General features: G+C 66.7%; 14 protein-coding genes and 1 tRNA gene. 5 read left to right on the top strand and 10 right to left on the bottom strand.

What is annotated here, in order from left to right:
• Nucleotides 1-67: 67 nt before the first annotated feature.
• The 6 genes from NI1_RS20145 to aceE form a co-directional block, all read right to left on the bottom strand.
• Nucleotides 68-1,498 (bottom strand): acyl-CoA carboxylase subunit beta, encoded by a 1,431-nt coding sequence (locus NI1_RS20145; RefSeq protein ID WP_067823062.1) that lies wholly within the window; start codon nucleotides 1,496-1,498, stop codon nucleotides 68-70.
• Nucleotides 1,499-1,660: 162 nt separating this feature from the next.
• Nucleotides 1,661-2,911 carry a KasA/KasB family beta-ketoacyl-ACP synthase gene (locus tag NI1_RS20140; protein ID WP_067823060.1) on the bottom strand — a complete coding sequence of 417 codons (1,251 nt, stop codon included), beginning with the start codon at nucleotides 2,909-2,911 and terminating at the stop codon, nucleotides 1,661-1,663.
• Nucleotides 2,912-2,919: 8 nt separating this feature from the next.
• The gene (acpM, locus tag NI1_RS20135) at nucleotides 2,920-3,222 is read right to left on the bottom strand and encodes a meromycolate extension acyl carrier protein AcpM (protein WP_067719315.1); all 303 of its coding nucleotides are present in this window, start codon (nucleotides 3,220-3,222) and stop codon (nucleotides 2,920-2,922) included.
• A gap of 106 nt (nucleotides 3,223-3,328) precedes the next feature.
• Entirely contained in the window at nucleotides 3,329-4,243 is a 915-nt protein-coding gene (locus NI1_RS20130; protein ID WP_067823057.1) for an ACP S-malonyltransferase, read from the bottom strand.
• Between the two features lie 127 nt (nucleotides 4,244-4,370).
• Nucleotides 4,371-5,675, bottom strand: a complete 1,305-nt coding sequence (locus NI1_RS20125) for a PucR family transcriptional regulator (protein WP_439957287.1) — start codon at nucleotides 5,673-5,675, stop codon at nucleotides 4,371-4,373.
• Between the two features lie 45 nt (nucleotides 5,676-5,720).
• Complete coding sequence (aceE, locus tag NI1_RS20120; RefSeq protein ID WP_084523456.1) at nucleotides 5,721-8,642, bottom strand: pyruvate dehydrogenase (acetyl-transferring), homodimeric type; 2,922 nt, start codon at nucleotides 8,640-8,642, stop codon at nucleotides 5,721-5,723.
• Nucleotides 8,643-8,810: 168 nt separating this feature from the next.
• Between aceE and NI1_RS20115 the strand changes: the two genes are divergently transcribed.
• The 4 genes from NI1_RS20115 (at nucleotide 8,811) to NI1_RS20100 (ending at nucleotide 10,751) form a co-directional block, all read left to right on the top strand.
• Entirely contained in the window at nucleotides 8,811-9,362 is a 552-nt protein-coding gene (locus NI1_RS20115; protein WP_067823051.1) for an Rv2240c family protein, read from the top strand.
• A 239-nt stretch (nucleotides 9,363-9,601) separates the two neighbouring features.
• Nucleotides 9,602-10,024, top strand: coding sequence for a DUF3052 domain-containing protein (locus NI1_RS20110; protein WP_067823828.1), 423 nt, complete (start codon nucleotides 9,602-9,604; stop codon nucleotides 10,022-10,024).
• A gap of 131 nt (nucleotides 10,025-10,155) precedes the next feature.
• A complete protein-coding gene (locus tag NI1_RS20105; RefSeq protein ID WP_067823048.1) occupies nucleotides 10,156-10,620 on the top strand; it encodes a peroxiredoxin in 465 nt (154 codons plus the stop codon).
• 59 nt (nucleotides 10,621-10,679) lie between these two features.
• Nucleotides 10,680-10,751: transfer RNA gene (locus tag NI1_RS20100), tRNA-Val, on the top strand.
• An 83-nt stretch (nucleotides 10,752-10,834) separates the two neighbouring features.
• Here the strand turns inward: NI1_RS20100 and NI1_RS20095 are convergent.
• Together NI1_RS20095 and NI1_RS20090 are read right to left on the bottom strand one after the other, a co-directional pair.
• Nucleotides 10,835-11,818, bottom strand: a complete 984-nt coding sequence (locus NI1_RS20095; RefSeq protein ID WP_067823045.1) for an Acg family FMN-binding oxidoreductase — start codon at nucleotides 11,816-11,818, stop codon at nucleotides 10,835-10,837.
• 82 nt (nucleotides 11,819-11,900) lie between these two features.
• Nucleotides 11,901-12,608 (bottom strand): response regulator, encoded by a 708-nt coding sequence (locus NI1_RS20090; RefSeq protein WP_067823042.1) that lies wholly within the window; start codon nucleotides 12,606-12,608, stop codon nucleotides 11,901-11,903.
• Nucleotides 12,609-12,836: 228 nt separating this feature from the next.
• Here NI1_RS20090 and NI1_RS20085 point away from each other — a divergent pair, with 228 nt between their 5' ends.
• Nucleotides 12,837-13,970 carry a GGDEF domain-containing protein gene (locus tag NI1_RS20085; RefSeq protein ID WP_157535222.1) on the top strand — a complete coding sequence of 378 codons (1,134 nt, stop codon included), beginning with the start codon at nucleotides 12,837-12,839 and terminating at the stop codon, nucleotides 13,968-13,970.
• Here the strand turns inward: NI1_RS20085 and NI1_RS20080 are convergent.
• Nucleotides 13,949-14,659 carry an HAD family hydrolase gene (locus NI1_RS20080; RefSeq protein WP_067823039.1) on the bottom strand — a complete coding sequence of 237 codons (711 nt, stop codon included), beginning with the start codon at nucleotides 14,657-14,659 and terminating at the stop codon, nucleotides 13,949-13,951. The genes NI1_RS20085 and NI1_RS20080 overlap by 22 nt on opposite strands.
• On the bottom strand, nucleotides 14,656-16,179 hold the full coding sequence (locus tag NI1_RS20075; protein ID WP_067823036.1) for a mannitol dehydrogenase family protein: 1,524 nt from the start codon (nucleotides 16,177-16,179) through the stop codon (nucleotides 14,656-14,658). The genes NI1_RS20080 and NI1_RS20075 overlap by 4 nt, the downstream gene beginning before the upstream one ends.
• Between the last annotated feature and the right edge of the window lie 154 nt (nucleotides 16,180-16,333).

The raw sequence follows: 16,333 nt of genomic DNA, 5'->3' as shown, positions 1-16,333 counted from the left end.
TGCGCTTCCGGAAGCGAAAGGGCCGCCTCGGATGAGGCGGCCCTTTATTGCATTGCGCTACAGCGGCTTACAGCGGAATGTTCTTGTTGTGCTGCGCCCGCGAAGGCGCGGCGGCCAGTGCGGAGGCAATGGTGGAGCGGGTCTTGGCCGGATCGATGACCGCGTCCACCACCCCGATGTCGATGGCCCGCTGCACACCACCGGCGATGGCCTCGTGCTCGGCGGTGAGACGCTCGAGCATGGCCTCGCGCTCCTCCTCCGGAGCGGCCGCCAGCGCCTTCTTGTGCAGGATGCCGACCGCGGCCTTGGCGCCCATGACCGCGACCTCCGACCCCGGCCACGCGTAAACCGCGGTGGCGCCGAGCGAACGGGCGTTCATGGCGATGTAGGCGCCGCCGTAGATCTTGCGGGTCACCAGCGTGACGCGCGGGACGCGGGCTTCGGCGAAGGCGTGCAGCAGCTTCGCGCCACGCCGCACCACGCCATCGAACTCCTGCGAGACGCCCGGCAGGTAGCCCGGGACGTCGGTGACCACGATCAGCGGAATACCGAAGGCATTGCACAGCCGCACGAAACGCGAAGCCTTCTCGGCGCTTTCGGAGTTCAGGCAGCCGCCCAGGCGAATCGGGTTGTTGGCCAGCACGCCGACGGTGCGACCGCCGAGGCGGCCGAGGCCGACGACCATCGAACGGGCGTATCCACCCTGGAGCTCCTCGAAAGAGCTTTCGCCGTCGACATTGTCGAGCAGCTCGTTGATGATCGGCTTGACGTCGTAGGCGCGCTTGGCCGACTCCGGCATCATGGCCTTGAGATCGACATCGCCGTGCGCGGCGGCGGCCAGGTCGAACTCGCCCTGTTCGGCGAACATCGAGACCAGGCGGCGGGCGCGATGCATGGCGTCCTGCTCGTCATCGGCGACGATATGGCAGACGCCGGACTTCTTACCGTGCGTGATCGGGCCGCCCAGGGTCGCCATGTCCACGCTCTCGCCGGTCACCGTCTTGACGATGTCCGGGCCGGTCACGAAGACGCGCCCCTCGGGAGCCATGATCACGATATCGGTCAGCGCGGGACCGTAGGCGGCGCCGCCGGCGGCGAAGCCGAGCACCACGGAAATCTGGGGGACCTGGCCGGACGCGCGGACCATGGCCTCGAAGACCAGTCCGACGGCGTGCAGGGCCTCGACGCCCTCGGCGAGCCGGGCGCCGCCCGAATGCCACAGGCCGACAACGGGAATCTTGGAGTCGATGGCGGTATCGATCGCATCGACGATGTGCTTGCAACCCTCGACGCCCATGGCGCCGCCCATGACGGTGGCATCGGAGCAGTAGGCCACGGTGCGCACACCATCGACCTCACCGATCGCGGCCAGCACGCCGGACTTGTCGCGCGGATGCAGCGGCAGCACGGTGCCGGGGTCGAAGAAGCGCTGCAAACGCCCCATCGGATCACGGGGATCGGTGTTGGTATCAGCGTGAGCGGGAGCCATTATGGTCATCGCGAACTCTCCTGTGAAAAGGGAAGTGCGGTCGCTGAGAGCGGCTGCGAAAATGTCGAAGTCCCGGCGGGGATCTGGGTGCGGGATCGCCATCCAGATCCCCGCCGGGACCGCTTGTCTACTGACCGGTTCTAGAACTGCGCGGTTTTCTAGAGATGCGCGTCAGTACCGGCCGAAGGCGAGCGCGACATTGTGCCCACCGAAACCGAAGGAGTTGTTGATCGCGTACTCGATGTCCTGACGGCGAGCCTCGCCGTGCACGACATCCAGGTCGATCTCCGGATCCTGGTTCTCCAGGTTCAGCGTCGGCGGGACGATGCCGTCCCGGATGCTGAGGACCGTGAGCACCGACTCGAGCGCGCCGACGGCGCCGATCGAGTGGCCCAGGGCGGACTTGGGCGCGTACACCGAGGCGTGGCTGACGCCGGCCTTGTGAATCGCGTTCTTCTCCGCGAGGTCGCCGATGGGGGTGGCGGTCGCGTGAGCGTTGACGTGCGTGATGTCCTTGGCGGTCAGACCTGCGGTCTGCATCGCGCGGGACATGGCACGACCGGCGCCCGTGCCCTCCGGATCCGGCGCCACCAGGTGGTAGCCGTCGGAGGTGATACCCGCGCCCATCAAACGGGCGTGGATGGTGGCGCCACGAGCCTTGGCGTGCTCCTCGGTCTCGATGACCATGAGCGCGCCCGCTTCGCCGAAGACGAAGCCGTCGCGGTCCTTGTCGAACGGACGCGAGGCGCCCTTCGGGTTGTCGTTGCGGGTCGACATGGCGCGCATCATGGAGAACGCCGCGATCGGCACCGCATCGATGAAGCCCTCGACACCGCCGGTGACCATGATGTCGGCGTCACCCATGGCGATCATGCGCCACGCGTTGGCGATCGCCTCCGAGCCCGACGAACACGCCGAGACGGGGGTGATAACGCCTGCGCGCGCCTGCAATTCGAGACCGACGACAGCGGAAGGACCGTTCGGCATGACCATCTGAACGGCCAGCGGCGAGATCTTGCGGTAGCCGCCGTTCTTCAGCTTGTCGACCGAATCGATGAGGGCGTCGCCGCCACCGAGGCCGGTACCGATTGCCACACCCAGCCGCAGCGGGTCGACCTCCGGGGTACCGGCGTTCTTCCACACCTCGCGGCCGAGCACCATGGCCAGCTGTTCGACGTACGCCATGCGCCGGGCCTCGACCCGGCTCAGCAGCGTGTCGGGACGCACCTTCAGGTGACCGCCGATGCGGACCGGAAGGTCGTACTCGGTGACGAAGTCGTCCTCGAGAGTGTCGATGCCGCTCTCACCGTTGAGGAGGCCCTTCCACGTCGCATCGACGTCACCGGCGATCGACGTGGTCGCCGCCATGCTGGTTACGACGACGTTGGGGAAGTTCCCATTCAATGTGGAAGGAGTGGTCACGGTGGGTCCTACTCGCCCGCGCCGAACTTGCTCTTCAGCTCGGCGGCCGCGTCGGAGTTCTCGGCCTCGAGCTTCTGGATGTACGACACGGCGTCGCCGACGGTCTTCAGGCTGGCCAGATCCTCATCCGGGATCTTGACGCCGTACTTGTCCTCGGTCTGAACGGCGATCTCGACCATCGACAGCGAATCGATGTCCAGGTCGTCGACGAAGGACTTCTCGATGGTGACCTCGGAGGGCTCGATGCCGGTCACCTCTTCGATGATCTTGCCAAGCTCTTCGACGATCTGTTCCTGGGTCAAAGCGGCCACTTCAGTGGCTCCCTTCTAGCTGTTGTGGGTCGGATTTGTTGTTGTATTGCAGTTGCGGTCCGGACGCTCCCCACGCCGTTGAGGGGAAGCAGGACCGCGAGCCAAGCTAGCCCGCCGAAACGAGTTCGGCGAACGCGGGGAGGTCCGCGGGGGTCTTCAGCGCCAGATTCGGGGTGCCCTTGAGCTCCCGCTTGGCGATGCCGACCAGGGTGCCCGCCGGCGGCAACTCTGCCACCGCGGAAACGCCTGCCGCACGGACGGTTTCGGTGCACAGGTCCCACCGCACGGGGCGGGTGACCTGGGCCGCGAGCTTATCGATCGCATCCTGGGCCGACGCGACCGGCTGACCGTCGAAGTTCGACAGCAGGGTGCGCGTCGGTGCGCTGGGCACGATCTTGGAAATAGCCTCGGCCACGGCGTCCTGGGCGGGTGCCATGAACGCGGTGTGGAAGGCGCCGGCGACCGGCAGGGCGCGCACGCGCGCCTTTTCGGGCGGGTTGGCCGCGAGGGCTTCGAGCGCCTCGAGCTTACCCGCTGCCACGATCTGGCCGACCGCGTTGCGGTTGGCCGGGATCAGGCCGAGTTCCTCGAGCCGGGCGAGCACGGCGGCTTCCTCACCGCCGAGCAGCGCGGACATACCGGTCGGCTCGAGTGCGCAAGCCTTGGCCATCTCCGCTCCGCGGATGGCGGCCAGTGCCACCGCGTCGTCGGCGGAGATGACTCCGGCGACGGCAGCGGCGGCGAATTCGCCGACCGAGTGTCCGGCGACGATGGTATCCGCGGGAAGTGAATCCTGGGGGATTTCCGCGAAAGCAAGCAGTGCGGCAGCGACGACGAGCGGCTGAGTGACCGCGGTATCGACGATCTCTTCAGCGGTCGCAGTCGTGCCCAGCCGCAGCAGGTCCAACCCCGAGGCCTTCGACCACAACTCGATGCGGTCGACCGCACCGGGAAGTTCGAGCCAAGGGGTGAGCATGCCGGGTGTCTGGGAGCCCTGTCCGGGGGCGAGCAATGCGATCACGCCTTAAGAAAACACTGTGAGGCGGCTCTCGGAAGATGTCGGCGCGAATGAAGCTTCGGTGGCAGTTTTGTGAGGTGTCCACAAAAGACCTAGTGGGTCGTCCGGATCGCCCGATTGGCTATTCGCGTTACATGCCATCATGGGGTTCTGTGACGGGAGTCACATCTGTGGCTGGTGAGGGTGATTCGTTACGAGTTCGAGTCAGCCGACCTACTGTGGCAGCGATACGTAACACGTAGGCATCGCGCGGATTCATCGGATCCCGGCCCGTGATGTCGGCGATTTTCTTCAGCCGATAGCGGACCGTATTTGGATGAACGAACAGCAGGCGGGCGCAGGTCTCGACGGCTCCGCCGCAATCGAGATAGGCGTCGAGGGTGTCCGACAGGTCGGCGCTCGCGGCGGCCAACGGTAGCACGAGATGTTCGTTGAGGGCCTCCACGGCGGCACGGTCTCCGAGTAGTGCCCGCTCCGGCAGCAGTTCGGTGGCATGCACCGGGCGTGGCGCGCCCCGCCAGCCGACCACCGCCTCCATACCGGCCATCGCCTCCACCGAACTGTGGTGGGCCGCGGAGAGCGTGCGCATGGTCGGGCCTATTACTACGGGGCCATCGGAGAAGACCTCGGCGAGCAGATCGGCCAGGAACGGCGAGGGATATAAGGGATCGCCCAGATGGCCGCTGACGACCATCACCAGGCGCGAACCCTGGACCACCGCGAGGGCATTGCGGCCGTGGCGGGCGGCGACGCTGTGCACGGAACTGCCGACGGCCACTTGGTCTTTCGGGGGCGTGCCGACCAGGACCGTGGCGGGGGCGGTGGCATCCCAGTTGAGAGTGGCGGCGCGGGAAAGCATTTCGGGGCCGGTGTCGCCGCGTACGACGGCATCGACGACCAGGGCTTCCAGGCGGGTATCCCAGGCGCCGCGGGATTCGGCGGCGCTGGCGTACACCGAGGCGGCCGCGAAACCGAGCTCGCGCCCGTAGCGCAGCACCGCCTCGGTGAGCGCCACCAGCTGCCGGTCGTTGCGGGCCAGCGCCGGCAGCCACTGTTCGAAGAACTCCATGGCCACGCGGACCATATCGACGGTCTGGCGCAGCGTGAGCCGCCGCGCCAGATCGTCGGGGATGACCTGGAAAGCGTCCAGGCTGAACCTGATATCGCTCTCCGGGTCCTGCAACCACTCGAGGAAGTTGACCACCGCCGTCTGCACCAGCATCTGGACGCCGGCGCGCTGGGCGGCGTCCAGATTGGCGAAGAACGGCAACCGATCCTGCATCGACGACACGGCCTCGGTCGACAGGCGACCGGAGAACTGCTTGACCCGCTTCAGGAGGGTGTCCGGAAGCGGATCGCGCGTCTGCCGATTCGGGGAGAGTGCGCCGGTGGGTAGGTAGACCTCGTGTGAGGAGGAGGTGCCTTCTTCGTTTATCCGGCGCGGCCTCGGCGGTTTGCGTTCCACGATGTCAATGGTCCGTTATGCGTCGCCGCCTTCGGAACCCGGTGCCGCCGTCGGCGCGGCGTTGACATCGTCGATGCGGTACTTGGCCGCCGCTTCGGCCACCGTGGACGGGGCGATCCGGCCCTGAGCTGCGAGTCCTTGCAGCGCGCCGACCACGATCGAGGCCGCGTCCACATTGAACACGCGCCGCGCGGCCGGGCGGGTGTCGGAGAAACCGAAACCGTCCGTGCCGAGCGTGACGTACTGGCCCGGAACCCACTGGCGGATCTGATCCGGCACCGCGCGCATCCAGTCCGAGGCCGCGACGAAGGTCTGACCTTGCGCCGCCGACAACGCCTGGGTGATGTACGGCAGGCCCGGATCCTGGTCCGGGTGACGGAGTTTCGCGATCTCCTTGGCGAGCGCGTCCTTGCGGAGCTCACCCCACGAGGTCACCGACCAGACATCGGCCTGCACACCCCAGTCCTCGGCCAGCATCTGCTGGGCGCGCAGACCGTCGGGCATGGTCACGCCCGAGACCAGGATGTTCGCGCGCAAATCGCCCCCGGCACCGGCCTTGTAGCGGTAGATGCCCTTGAGCAGACCCTCGACATCGAGGTTCTCCGGCTCGGCCGGCTGCTGCTGTGGCTCGTTGTACAGGGTGATGTAGTAGAAGATGTCCTCGCCGCCGAACTCGTGGTGCACCGAATGCGCCTCGGGATCGGTGCCCGGCAGGGCTTCCTGGTAACCGGTGCCGCCGACGCCGCCGCCGTACATGCGGCGCATGCCGTCACGCACGATGTGGGCGATCTCGAAGGCGAAGGCCGGATCGTAGGGGACACACGCCGGGTTGGTGGAGGCCAGCAGCAGCGAGTGACCGTCGTTGTGCTGCAAGCCCTCACCGGTCAGCGTGGTTCGCCCGGCGGTTGCTCCGAGCACGAATCCGCGGGCCATCTGGTCTGCCGCGGCCCAGATTCCATCGCCGGTGCGCTGGAAACCGAACATCGAGTAGAAGATGTAGAGCGGGATCATCGGCTCGCCGTGGGTGGCGTAGGAGGTGCCCACCGCGGTGAAGCTGGCCGTCGAGCCGGCCTCGTTGATGCCCTCGTGCAGGATCTGGCCCACGGGGGATTCTTTGTAGGCAAGCATCAACTCGGCGTCGACCGATGTGTACAACTGGCCGTTGCGGTTGTAGATCTTCAACGAAGGGAACCACGAGTCCATACCGAAGGTGCGGGCCTCGTCGGGGATGATCGGCACGATGCGCTTGCCGATCTCCTTGTCGCGCAACAGTTCCTTCATGAGGCGCACGAAGGCCATCGTGGTGGCGACGGACTGCTTGCCCGAGCCCTTGCGGATGGAGCGGTAGGCCTCATCGCCCGGCAGTTGCAGAGGCTTTGCTGCCGTACGCCTTTCGGGCACGAAACCGCCCAGCTGCTGGCGGCGGCCCATCATGTACTGGATCTCCGGCGCGTCCATACCGGGGTGGTAGTACGGCGGCAGGTAGGGGTTCTTCTCCAGCTCGGCATCGGTGATCGGAATGCGCTGCACGTCGCGGAACGCCTTCAGATCATCGAGGGTCATCTTCTTCATCTGGTGCGTGGCATTGCGGGCCTCGAAGTGCTTGCCCAGGCCGTAACCCTTGATGGTCTTGGCGATGATGACCGTCGGCTGGCCCTTGTGCGCCATGGCCGCCGCGTACGCCGCGTAAATCTTGCGGTAGTCGTGGCCACCGCGCTTGAGGTTCCAGATATCGCCGTCGGACAGGCCCTTGACCAGCTCCTTGGTGCGCGGATCGCGACCGAAGAAGTGCTCGCGCACATACGCGCCGTCATTGGCCTTGTAGGTCTGGTAGTCGCCGTCGGGCGTGGTGTTCATCAGGTTCACCAGCGCGCCGTCGCGGTCGGCCTGGAGCAGCGAATCCCACTCCCGGCCCCACACCACCTTGATGACATTCCAGCCGGCGCCGCGGAAGAACGACTCCAGCTCCTGAATGATCTTGCCGTTGCCGCGCACCGGGCCATCGAGGCGCTGGAGGTTGGCATTGATGACGAAGGTCAGATTGTCCAGGCCCTCGTTGGCGGCGACCTGGATCAGGCCGCGCGACTCCGGCTCGTCCATCTCGCCGTCGCCCAGGAACGCCCAGACGTGCTGATCCGAGGTGTCCTTGATGCCGCGATCGTGCAGGTAGTGGTTGAAGCGCGCCTGATAGATGGCGTTCATCGGGCCCAGACCCATTGACACCGTGGGGAATTCCCAGAAGTCCGGCATCAGCCGCGGGTGCGGATAGGAGGACAGGCCGTGGCCGGGGCCGCCGTGCGAGTACTCCTGGCGGAAGCCGTCCATCTGGTCTTCGGTCAGGCGGCCTTCCAGGAAGGCGCGGGCATAGATGCCGGGGGAGGCGTGGCCCTGGATGTAGACCTGATCGCCGCCGCCGGGATGGTCCTTGCCGCGGAAGAAGTGGTTGAAACCCACCTCGTACAGCGCCGACGAGGACGCGTAGGTCGAAATATGGCCACCCACACCGACACCCGGGCGCTGCGCGCGGTGCACCATGACCGCGGCGTTCCAGCGGATGTAGGCCCGGAATCGCCGTTCGACTTCTTCGTCGCCGGGGAACCAGGGCTCGTTCTCGGTGGGGATGGTGTTCACGTAATCGGTGGAGGTGAGGGCCGGGATGGCGACACGGCGTTCACCTGCGCGCTCGAGCATCCGCAGCATGAGGTAGCGGGCGCGGCCCGGGCCTTCGCGGTCGAGCATCTCGTCAAACGAATCCAGCCATTCGCTGGTTTCCTCCGGATCGATGTCCGGAAGGTATGACGCCACCCCCTCGCGAATCACTCGAACCCGGCCCCCAGCCGGGCGCTTGCCAGCCGGTCCGTTGTTCGGACTCGACGAAGAAACAGGGTGCATCAGGTCGGTCAAGACATTTGCTCCTCGTACACAGGGGTGGGACATCTGATGGCGTCAAACCCCGGGCCGGCACTGTGGTGGGCGGCGGCCCGTAACGATTGGTTCTGGGGCGCATCTCACATCCTTGTCGAGAGTGCGTCCCAGGTCATCATGTCAGCTCGAAATCCGATACGGTTCTCCAGGGAACCGGCCAGTGGTGGAACGGGGAGGACGATGAAGCTTGACCCGCGCAGATTCGGGTTGGCACTTGCGACTGCGGCGATCGGATTCGGCCTCGTTCTAGCAGGTTGTGCCAACACGGTCGAGGGTACCGCCACCCCGAATCAGGTTCAGGCCACTTCCTACAAGGCCGAGGCGTCCGCGTCCTCGGCGGCCGCGACCTCGTCGAAGCAGGCGGCCGCCAAGTCCAAGGCGATTTCGGACAATTGCACGCCGTTCCGCAAGACGACGGGCACGGCTGTAGATCGCTACAACGACTTCGTCGACGCGCACGATGCGAACGCGGCCGACCAGAACACCAAACGCGATACCGCGGCGAACGCGCTCGACGATGCCGCGCGCACGGTGGAGACGGCGGTGAACGCCTCGGGTTCGGATCTGCCGGCGGAGATCTCGCAGAAGCTGACCGACTATGTGACGGCCGCGCGGGCCTTGGCGGCCGAGGTGCGCAAGACCTCGAGCACCTCGCTGGTGGGTCCGCTCAACGATGCCAGCCGGAAGGTGAACGACGCCTTGAACGCGGCCCGCAGCGCCTGTCCGGCGTAGCCGCGCTTCATCTCACGGTCATCGGCGCGTCCTCGAGAGTTCTGTTCGCAGATTCTTTTCTGTCCGACTTGTCCGTGTTTCCGTCGCAGGTCACGGGCCTCCGAACCTGATTTCACGGCCGCGCCGGCGGACACCGTTACGACATTTCCACCGCGAATTCGGCCGATCGGCTTGCGCTATGGCCGTTTACCATGTTCGCTTGCAACTACCTAATGTCGGGAGTTGAGGAGGACACCACCGTGGTCGCCGCGGCGGACGCGCAGAACTACGCTCAGAAGCTCGGGATCTCACACGGATCGGTGGTTCAGGAACTGGGCTGGGACGAGGATACCGACGACGACCTGCGGGCAGCGATCGAGGAAGCCATCGGCTCCGAGTTGCTCGATGAGGACACCGACGAGGTGGTCGACGTGGTGCTCCTCTGGTGGCGAGACGGCGACGGCGACTTGGTCGACGAACTCCTCAACGTCATCACGCCCCTGGCCGATGACGGCATCGTCTGGGTCCTGACCCCGAAAACCGGCCACACCGGCCACGTGGATCCCGCTGAAATCGCCGAATCGGCCTCACCGGCCGGCCTGACCCAAACGTCGTCGATCAGCCTCGGCGACTGGTCCGGCAGCCGCCTGGTGCAACCCAAGACGCCCTCGAAGCAGCGCTGACCCTTCCCTTAACTAAGGTCTTAGCCGACGCATCCTCCCGCCGAGTGGACCACGGTGCCGACACTCCTGTGTCCCCGTACCACTCGGCGTCGAGATGCCCAGGTTCGCCCCAACAGGATGGAGGTTCCCGCATGCCACTCGAAGTGGGCACGCCCGCACCGGACTTCACGCTGAAGGACCAGAACAATCAGGAAGTAACCCTCTCGTCCTACCGCGACAAGAAGAACGTCCTCCTGGTCTTCTACCCCCTGGCCTTCACCGGCATCTGCCAAGGCGAACTCTGCAAGGTCCGCGACGAACTCCCCAAGTTCCAGAACGACAACGCCGAAATCCTCGCGATCTCGGTAGGCCCACCCCCCACCCACAAAATCTGGGCCGCCGAACAGGGCTACACCTTCCCCCTGCTCTCCGACTTCTGGCCACACGGCGCAGTAGCCCAGCAGTACGGCGTCTTCAACGAAAAATCCGGCTACTCCAACCGCGGCACCTTCGTAGTGGACAAAGACGGAATCATCCGTTTCGCCGAAATGAACGGCCCCGGCGAGCCCCGTGACCAGGCAGCTTGGGAAAAAGCCCTCGCCACACTAGATTCATAACCCGTCGCCCCGGTTTCGACCGGGCGCGACAACCGGACCGGCCTCGGCCGGACCGATCCGGGCGTATAGCTCAGTGGTAGAGCTCTGGTTTTACACACCAGCGGTCGGGGGTTCGAAACCCTCTGCGCCCACTCAGAACCGGCAGGTACCGACAGGTATCTGCCGGTTTCTTTTGTCTCACAGCCTGATTCGTGGGGCAGATATGGGGCGGGGATCAGTTGGCGGGGGAATCCGTGATGGAGAGGACGGCTTCTACTTCGCGGCGGGGGGCCGAGGGGAGGGGTGGGGCGCTGGGGCGCATCCAGCCGGCGCGGACCATTGCTTGGGGGAATGCGCCGTCGCACAGGGAGAATCGGATTTCCTCGCGGAGGTCGGGGATTCCCAGGGGTTCGGTTTGGATGCAGGTGGCCAGGCCGAGGTCGGTGGCAGCTAGGAGGAGGGCGCTGAGGGTTTCGCCGGCTTGCAGGCGGGTGCGGGGGGTGTCGGTGGGGGTGGACAGGAGTAGCCAGTCGGCGTCGTCGGTGAGGGGGGTGTCGATGAGCACGGGGTCGGCGAATTCTCGGGTGGGGAGGGTTTCGGTGGGGCGGGGGGTGGTGGCGTTGCGGGCGGGGACGCCGTCGGCGCCGCCGCGGCGGCCGCTCCAGGCGGAGAGTTCGATTTGGTAGTGGGCGTCGTTGTGGTGTCGGGTTACCGCTTCGCGCAGTAGTTTTCCGAGGTAGTCGCGGGTTTCGTCGGGGATCGGGTGGATTTGGGCGCCGAAGCGGACGGCGTAGTCGGTGGCGGCGCGGAGGTAGGTCTTGGGGACTTGGCCGTTGCCGAAGCGGCGGCGGTCGGAGTGGCGGTGCAGGATGGCGGCGGTCAGGGAGATGTCGGTGCTGGTGGGGTGGTGGGGGGCCAGGCGGAGGGTGGCCAGGTGGTCGGGGTGCTGGGCGTGGGGGAGGTAGGCGACTTCGGTGGACCAGCCTTGGGCGGCGAGGGTGACTCGGAGGTGGTGCAGGGCGGCGCCGCAGCTGAGGGTCAGTGCGCGCTGGTCGGGGTCGGTGGCGGTTAGGTGGCGGGACTGGTCGGCGTGCAGGTGTAGCTCGTTGCCGCTCAGGCGCCAGCGCCAGGGCTGGGAGTTGTGGACCGAGGGAGCGCGGCGTGCGAGTTCGACTGCGGCTCGGATCGTTTCGGTGGTGGGACCCTGACGCGTCCTCATGATTTCGGGGGTGCCTTTCGTTCGGACAAGATGTCTTTTCCAGTCTTGCCGGACGGTCCGGATGGCGGCATCGAGCCGAAGGTCACGAGAATCTGTGACTCCTGGGCAGGCGGTGCGGGCCGGGGGAGGTGGTGCGCGGGCGGCCCGGAGGGCGGGGGGAGAGGCCGTGTTCGGCGGCCATGACCGCGGCTTGGGCGCGGCGCTTCAGGCCGAGTTTGCCGAGTAGCTGGGAGACGTAGTTCTTCACGGTTCGCTCCGAGAGGAACAGGCGGCGTGCGATCTGGCGGTTGGTCAGGCCCTCGCCGAGCAGGCTCAGCAGCTCGACCTCGCGGTCGGTGAGTTGTTGTAGCGGGCCCTCGGGATCGGGGTCGCCGGCGCGCAGGTTGCGCAGGAGGGCGGCGGTGGCGCGCTGGTCCAGCAGGGATCGGCCGTGTGCGATCTCGCGGATGAAGCTCAGCAGTTGTGTGCCGCTGACGTCCTTGACGGCGTAGCCGTCGGCGCCGGCCAGGACGGCGTCGAGCACCGACTGCTCGTCGGCGAACGAGGTCAGCATCAAACAGTGCAGGTCTGGGTGTTCGGCGAGCAGTTCACGGCAGAGTTCGATGCCGTCGCCGTCGGGCAGCCGGACATCGAGCACCGCTACGTCGGGGTGGCGGTCGGGCAGCAATGCCAATGCCTGCGCGCGGGTGGCGGCCTCGCCGACCGTGCACATGTCCGGCTGGGAATCGATCAGGCTCCGCACGCCGAGCCGAACGACCTCGTGGTCGTCGACCAGGAAGACCCGGATCATCGGCACTCCTCACAGCGGTCGGACCGTGCTGGACCCACGCAGTAGCTATTGATCGGCTACCCGTGCGGGCGGTGGCGAAACTGACCGCGGCGACCGCATCTCCTCGGTTCTTCCGGGCTGCCGATGCGGAGTTGTGACGTGGCACACACTGCGTGCGGGAATGGTATTGCGCCTGAATACACTTCGTTATCGCGCCGAGCGGGGTAACCGGCGTGGTGAGCCGGGCAGGTGGGTTCCTTCGGCGCCGAGGGGCAGTACATGTGGGTTGATCTGCGAATGCTCCGCGACTGGTGGTGCGAGGACGTCGACTACCGGTGGGTGGTCGATGCCATTGCCGCGCGGTCGGCGCTCGGGGTGCTGAAGGACGCCATCGGATTGTGCGGGCTGGTCGCGCCGGTCATCGCATTGCTGACCGTATTGTCTCCGGAACTGCCGTACGGGTCGGCGGGGCGGATGACGCTGTGGGTGCTGATCGGGGTGGGTGTGGTGTGGGCGGTCCGGTGGTGGGTGCTGCCGTGGCCGGGGGAGCGGGAATCGCTGGGATTGGCCGCGATCGCCGATGTGTCGATCACCGCCGTGTGCGTGGTGAGTCCCGGGTATGTGGTCCGGTCGGTGGGGATGTTGCTGCTGCTGATCGTGGGGGTTTACGTCAGCGCTTTCCATACGCCGAAAGTCCTTGCCGTGCAGACGATGTGGTCGCTGGCGTCGGCGGTGGTGCTGGCGGTGCCGTTGTTCGGCGTCGGCGACGCGCGGTCCGCGGTGATCATGATCTTGGGGATGGGCGCGGCGGTGGTCGTGCCGCCGGGGCTGCACTTCTGTTACGGCGCGCTGCGCGGTGAGATGCTGTCGGATCCGTTGACGGGCTTGCTGAGTCGTCGTGGGCTCGACTATTACTCGGCGAGTCTGTGCGCGCGGTCGACGCCGATGCCCATCTGTGTGCTGATGGTCGACCTCGACCGGTTCAAAGCCGTCAACGACACGTTCGGGCACGCGTTCGGCGACCAGGTGCTGATGTGCACGGCTGATCGGCTGCGCGGTGCCGCGCCGGCCGGGAGCATCGTGTCCCGTTTCGGTGGTGAGGAATTCGCGGTGGTCGTTCGATTGCCGGCCGAGGCGGCGGCCGATTTGGCCGACCGGCTGCGGCGCGCGATCGCCGAGCCGATCGGGTCGATCACGGTGACCGCGAGTATCGGGGTGGCGGTGGCGGCCGAGCGGGATACCGGCAGCGAGTGCTGCGCGCTGCGCGAAATCATCGGCGTCGCAGACGATGCCATGTACCGGGCGAAGCAGCGGGGCGGCAATGCCGTCGTGATCGACCGTTCGTCAAGCCATGCGGTCCATCACCACAGCACCGGCCGGTGATTCGTACGGTCGTTGACGGCGGCCAGGTACTCGATGACCTGTCGCAGGTCCGGGTAGACGCGGTGCGCGAGGCGGCTCGTCTCGGTGGTGGCCGGGATCAGGTCGGGGATCAGCAGGCAGCGCAGGCCCGCGGCGTGGGCGGCGCGCAGGCCGTTGGGCGAATCCTCGCAGGCCAGGGTGAATTCCGGATCCGCGCCGAGGGCCGCGGTGGCGGTCAGATAGGGCTCCGGATGAGGTTTGCCGCGCTGGACGTCCTGGCGGGTGACGATGGCGTCGAAGCGTCCGGCGAGACCGGCGGCGCGCAGATGATGGCGGGTGCGGTCGCGGCCCGAGGAGGTGGCGATCGCGCGCGGTATGCCCCGGCGGTCCAGCTCGTCGAGGAGTTCGGACACGCCGGGCTTGGTGGTGAGGCGGCCGTCGTCGACCAAGCGGGCGATGACGGTCTCGTGCCTGTGGAAGAAGTCGTCGAGTGGGAATTCCGGCCCGAAAGCCGTCACGGTCAGCGCACGGCAGGTATCGGCGGGCATGCCGATGAGGCTGTGGCAGAACTCCTCCGAGAGTTGATATCCCAGTTCGGTTCCGGATAATGCCAATGACTCCACGGCCAGCCGCTCGGAATCGAGCAGCAGTCCGTCCATATCGAAAACGACTGCCCGCACCGGCTTTTCCACGCTGTTTTCACTATTCATGCGACCCTCCCGATTTCCGGCCGCAGCCGTCTGTCGATCACCTCGGTGACATTTTCCCGGATGAGTTCGGTCAAGGCGTCGCCGACCTCTCGCTGAACACGCTCCGGGTGCGGAAGCGGACCGAATATATCGGTGCGGGCGAGAAAGGCGCGGGCCCGCAGCTGCGGGTCGGGGATGGCCGCCAGCTGAGCGAGTTGCGCCGCCTGCGGGTCGATGAGTTCCATTGCGGCACCGGGTGTCCCGCACAGATCGAACCAGCGGATCCAGGCCGCGATCAGGAGCGCGGCACCGGGTGTGGGGCGGCCCTGCGTCAGGTTCTCGCGCATGGCCGCGGTGACCCGCGGCAGCATCTTGTCCGACCCGTTGCGGCCCACGCGGGTCATCTCGTGCCGGATGGCGGGATTTCGGAACCGCCGCAGCAGATCGCTTACGGTGCGGTGCAATTCGGCCTCCGGCAGGGTCAGGGTGGGACCTTGCTCGTACAGCATGAATTGCCGTGCGAGCCCGCTCAACGCCGGATCCGCGCCCGCCTCCGCGATGGTCGCGTACCCGGCCAGCGCGCCCAGATAGGCCAGCAGTAGATGAGTTCCGTTGAGCAGTCGCAGTTTCGCCAGTTCGTGCCCGGTGACGTCGCCGACATATTCGGCCCCGGCCAGGTCCCAGCGCGGCCGTTCCCCCTCGAAATTCTCGATGGTCCAGGTCATGAACGGTTCGGCGGAGACCTGCGCCCGGTCGTCGATGCCGCCGAGCCGCGTGCGCGCCGCATCGCCGCCGCCGTCGTCCGACGCCACGATCCGATCGACCACGCTGCACGGGAACTGCACATTGCGCCCGATCCAGTTCGCCAGCCGGTCATCGCGCAGGGCTGCGAAATCCATTACCGCGCTGCGCAATTGCCTGCCGTTGGCCGAGAGATTGTCGCAACTGATCACCACCGGCGGCCGCCCGCCCCGCCGCCGTACCGCTGCCAGCCCGCCGACCAGCATGCCGATGGCCGTGCACGGTTTCGCCGTGCATCGCAGATCGTGCCGCACCGGATCGCTCCCCGAATCGAGCCGTCCCGTGGCCGGCGCGAGGCAGTACCCGCCGGTGGTGACGGTGAGCGTCACGATCCGCACCCGCGGATCGGCCACCCGCCGCACCACCCCGATCCGATCCGACGGCGCGTGCACCGCCGCGGTGATAGCGCCGACCACCTCCGCCCGGACTGCGCCCTCATCGCGCAGCACGGTCGTGTAGAGGTTCTCCTGCGCCCGCAACGCACCCACCACATCCGGTCGGGACATGGCCACCGTGGCGATTCCCCACCGCCGGTCCCCGCCGGCGCGCATGGCGTGCTGAGTGATCAGCGCCTGGTGGGCGCGGTGAAAGGCCCCGCACCCCAGGTGCACGATCCCGGTCTCCAGGATTCCGGGTGTGAACGGCGGCCGGGCGATCTCCCGGGGTAATCCGCGCAGTGCGCCGACGCCTAGTCGTGGTGAAATCGACGTAGTGGTAACCGAATTCGAATTGCTGGACATGCCGAGTTTCCTCCGGAGCATTCGGAATGGCTGCGATGAATGCGACCGATCGACGTTGAACTCGGTGCAGAACCCGAACTTAGAACACAATTTCCGGAACTTCGACAGCACTATCGCATTTCGATGTGTACCTTCCGTCACACGGTTATCGGTA

Origin of the sequence: Nocardia inohanensis NBRC 100128, assembly GCF_001612945.1 — a bacterium.
Lineage (GTDB): Bacteria > Actinomycetota > Actinomycetes > Mycobacteriales > Mycobacteriaceae > Nocardia > Nocardia inohanensis.
This window is presented reverse-complemented; position numbering and strand designations above follow the sequence as displayed.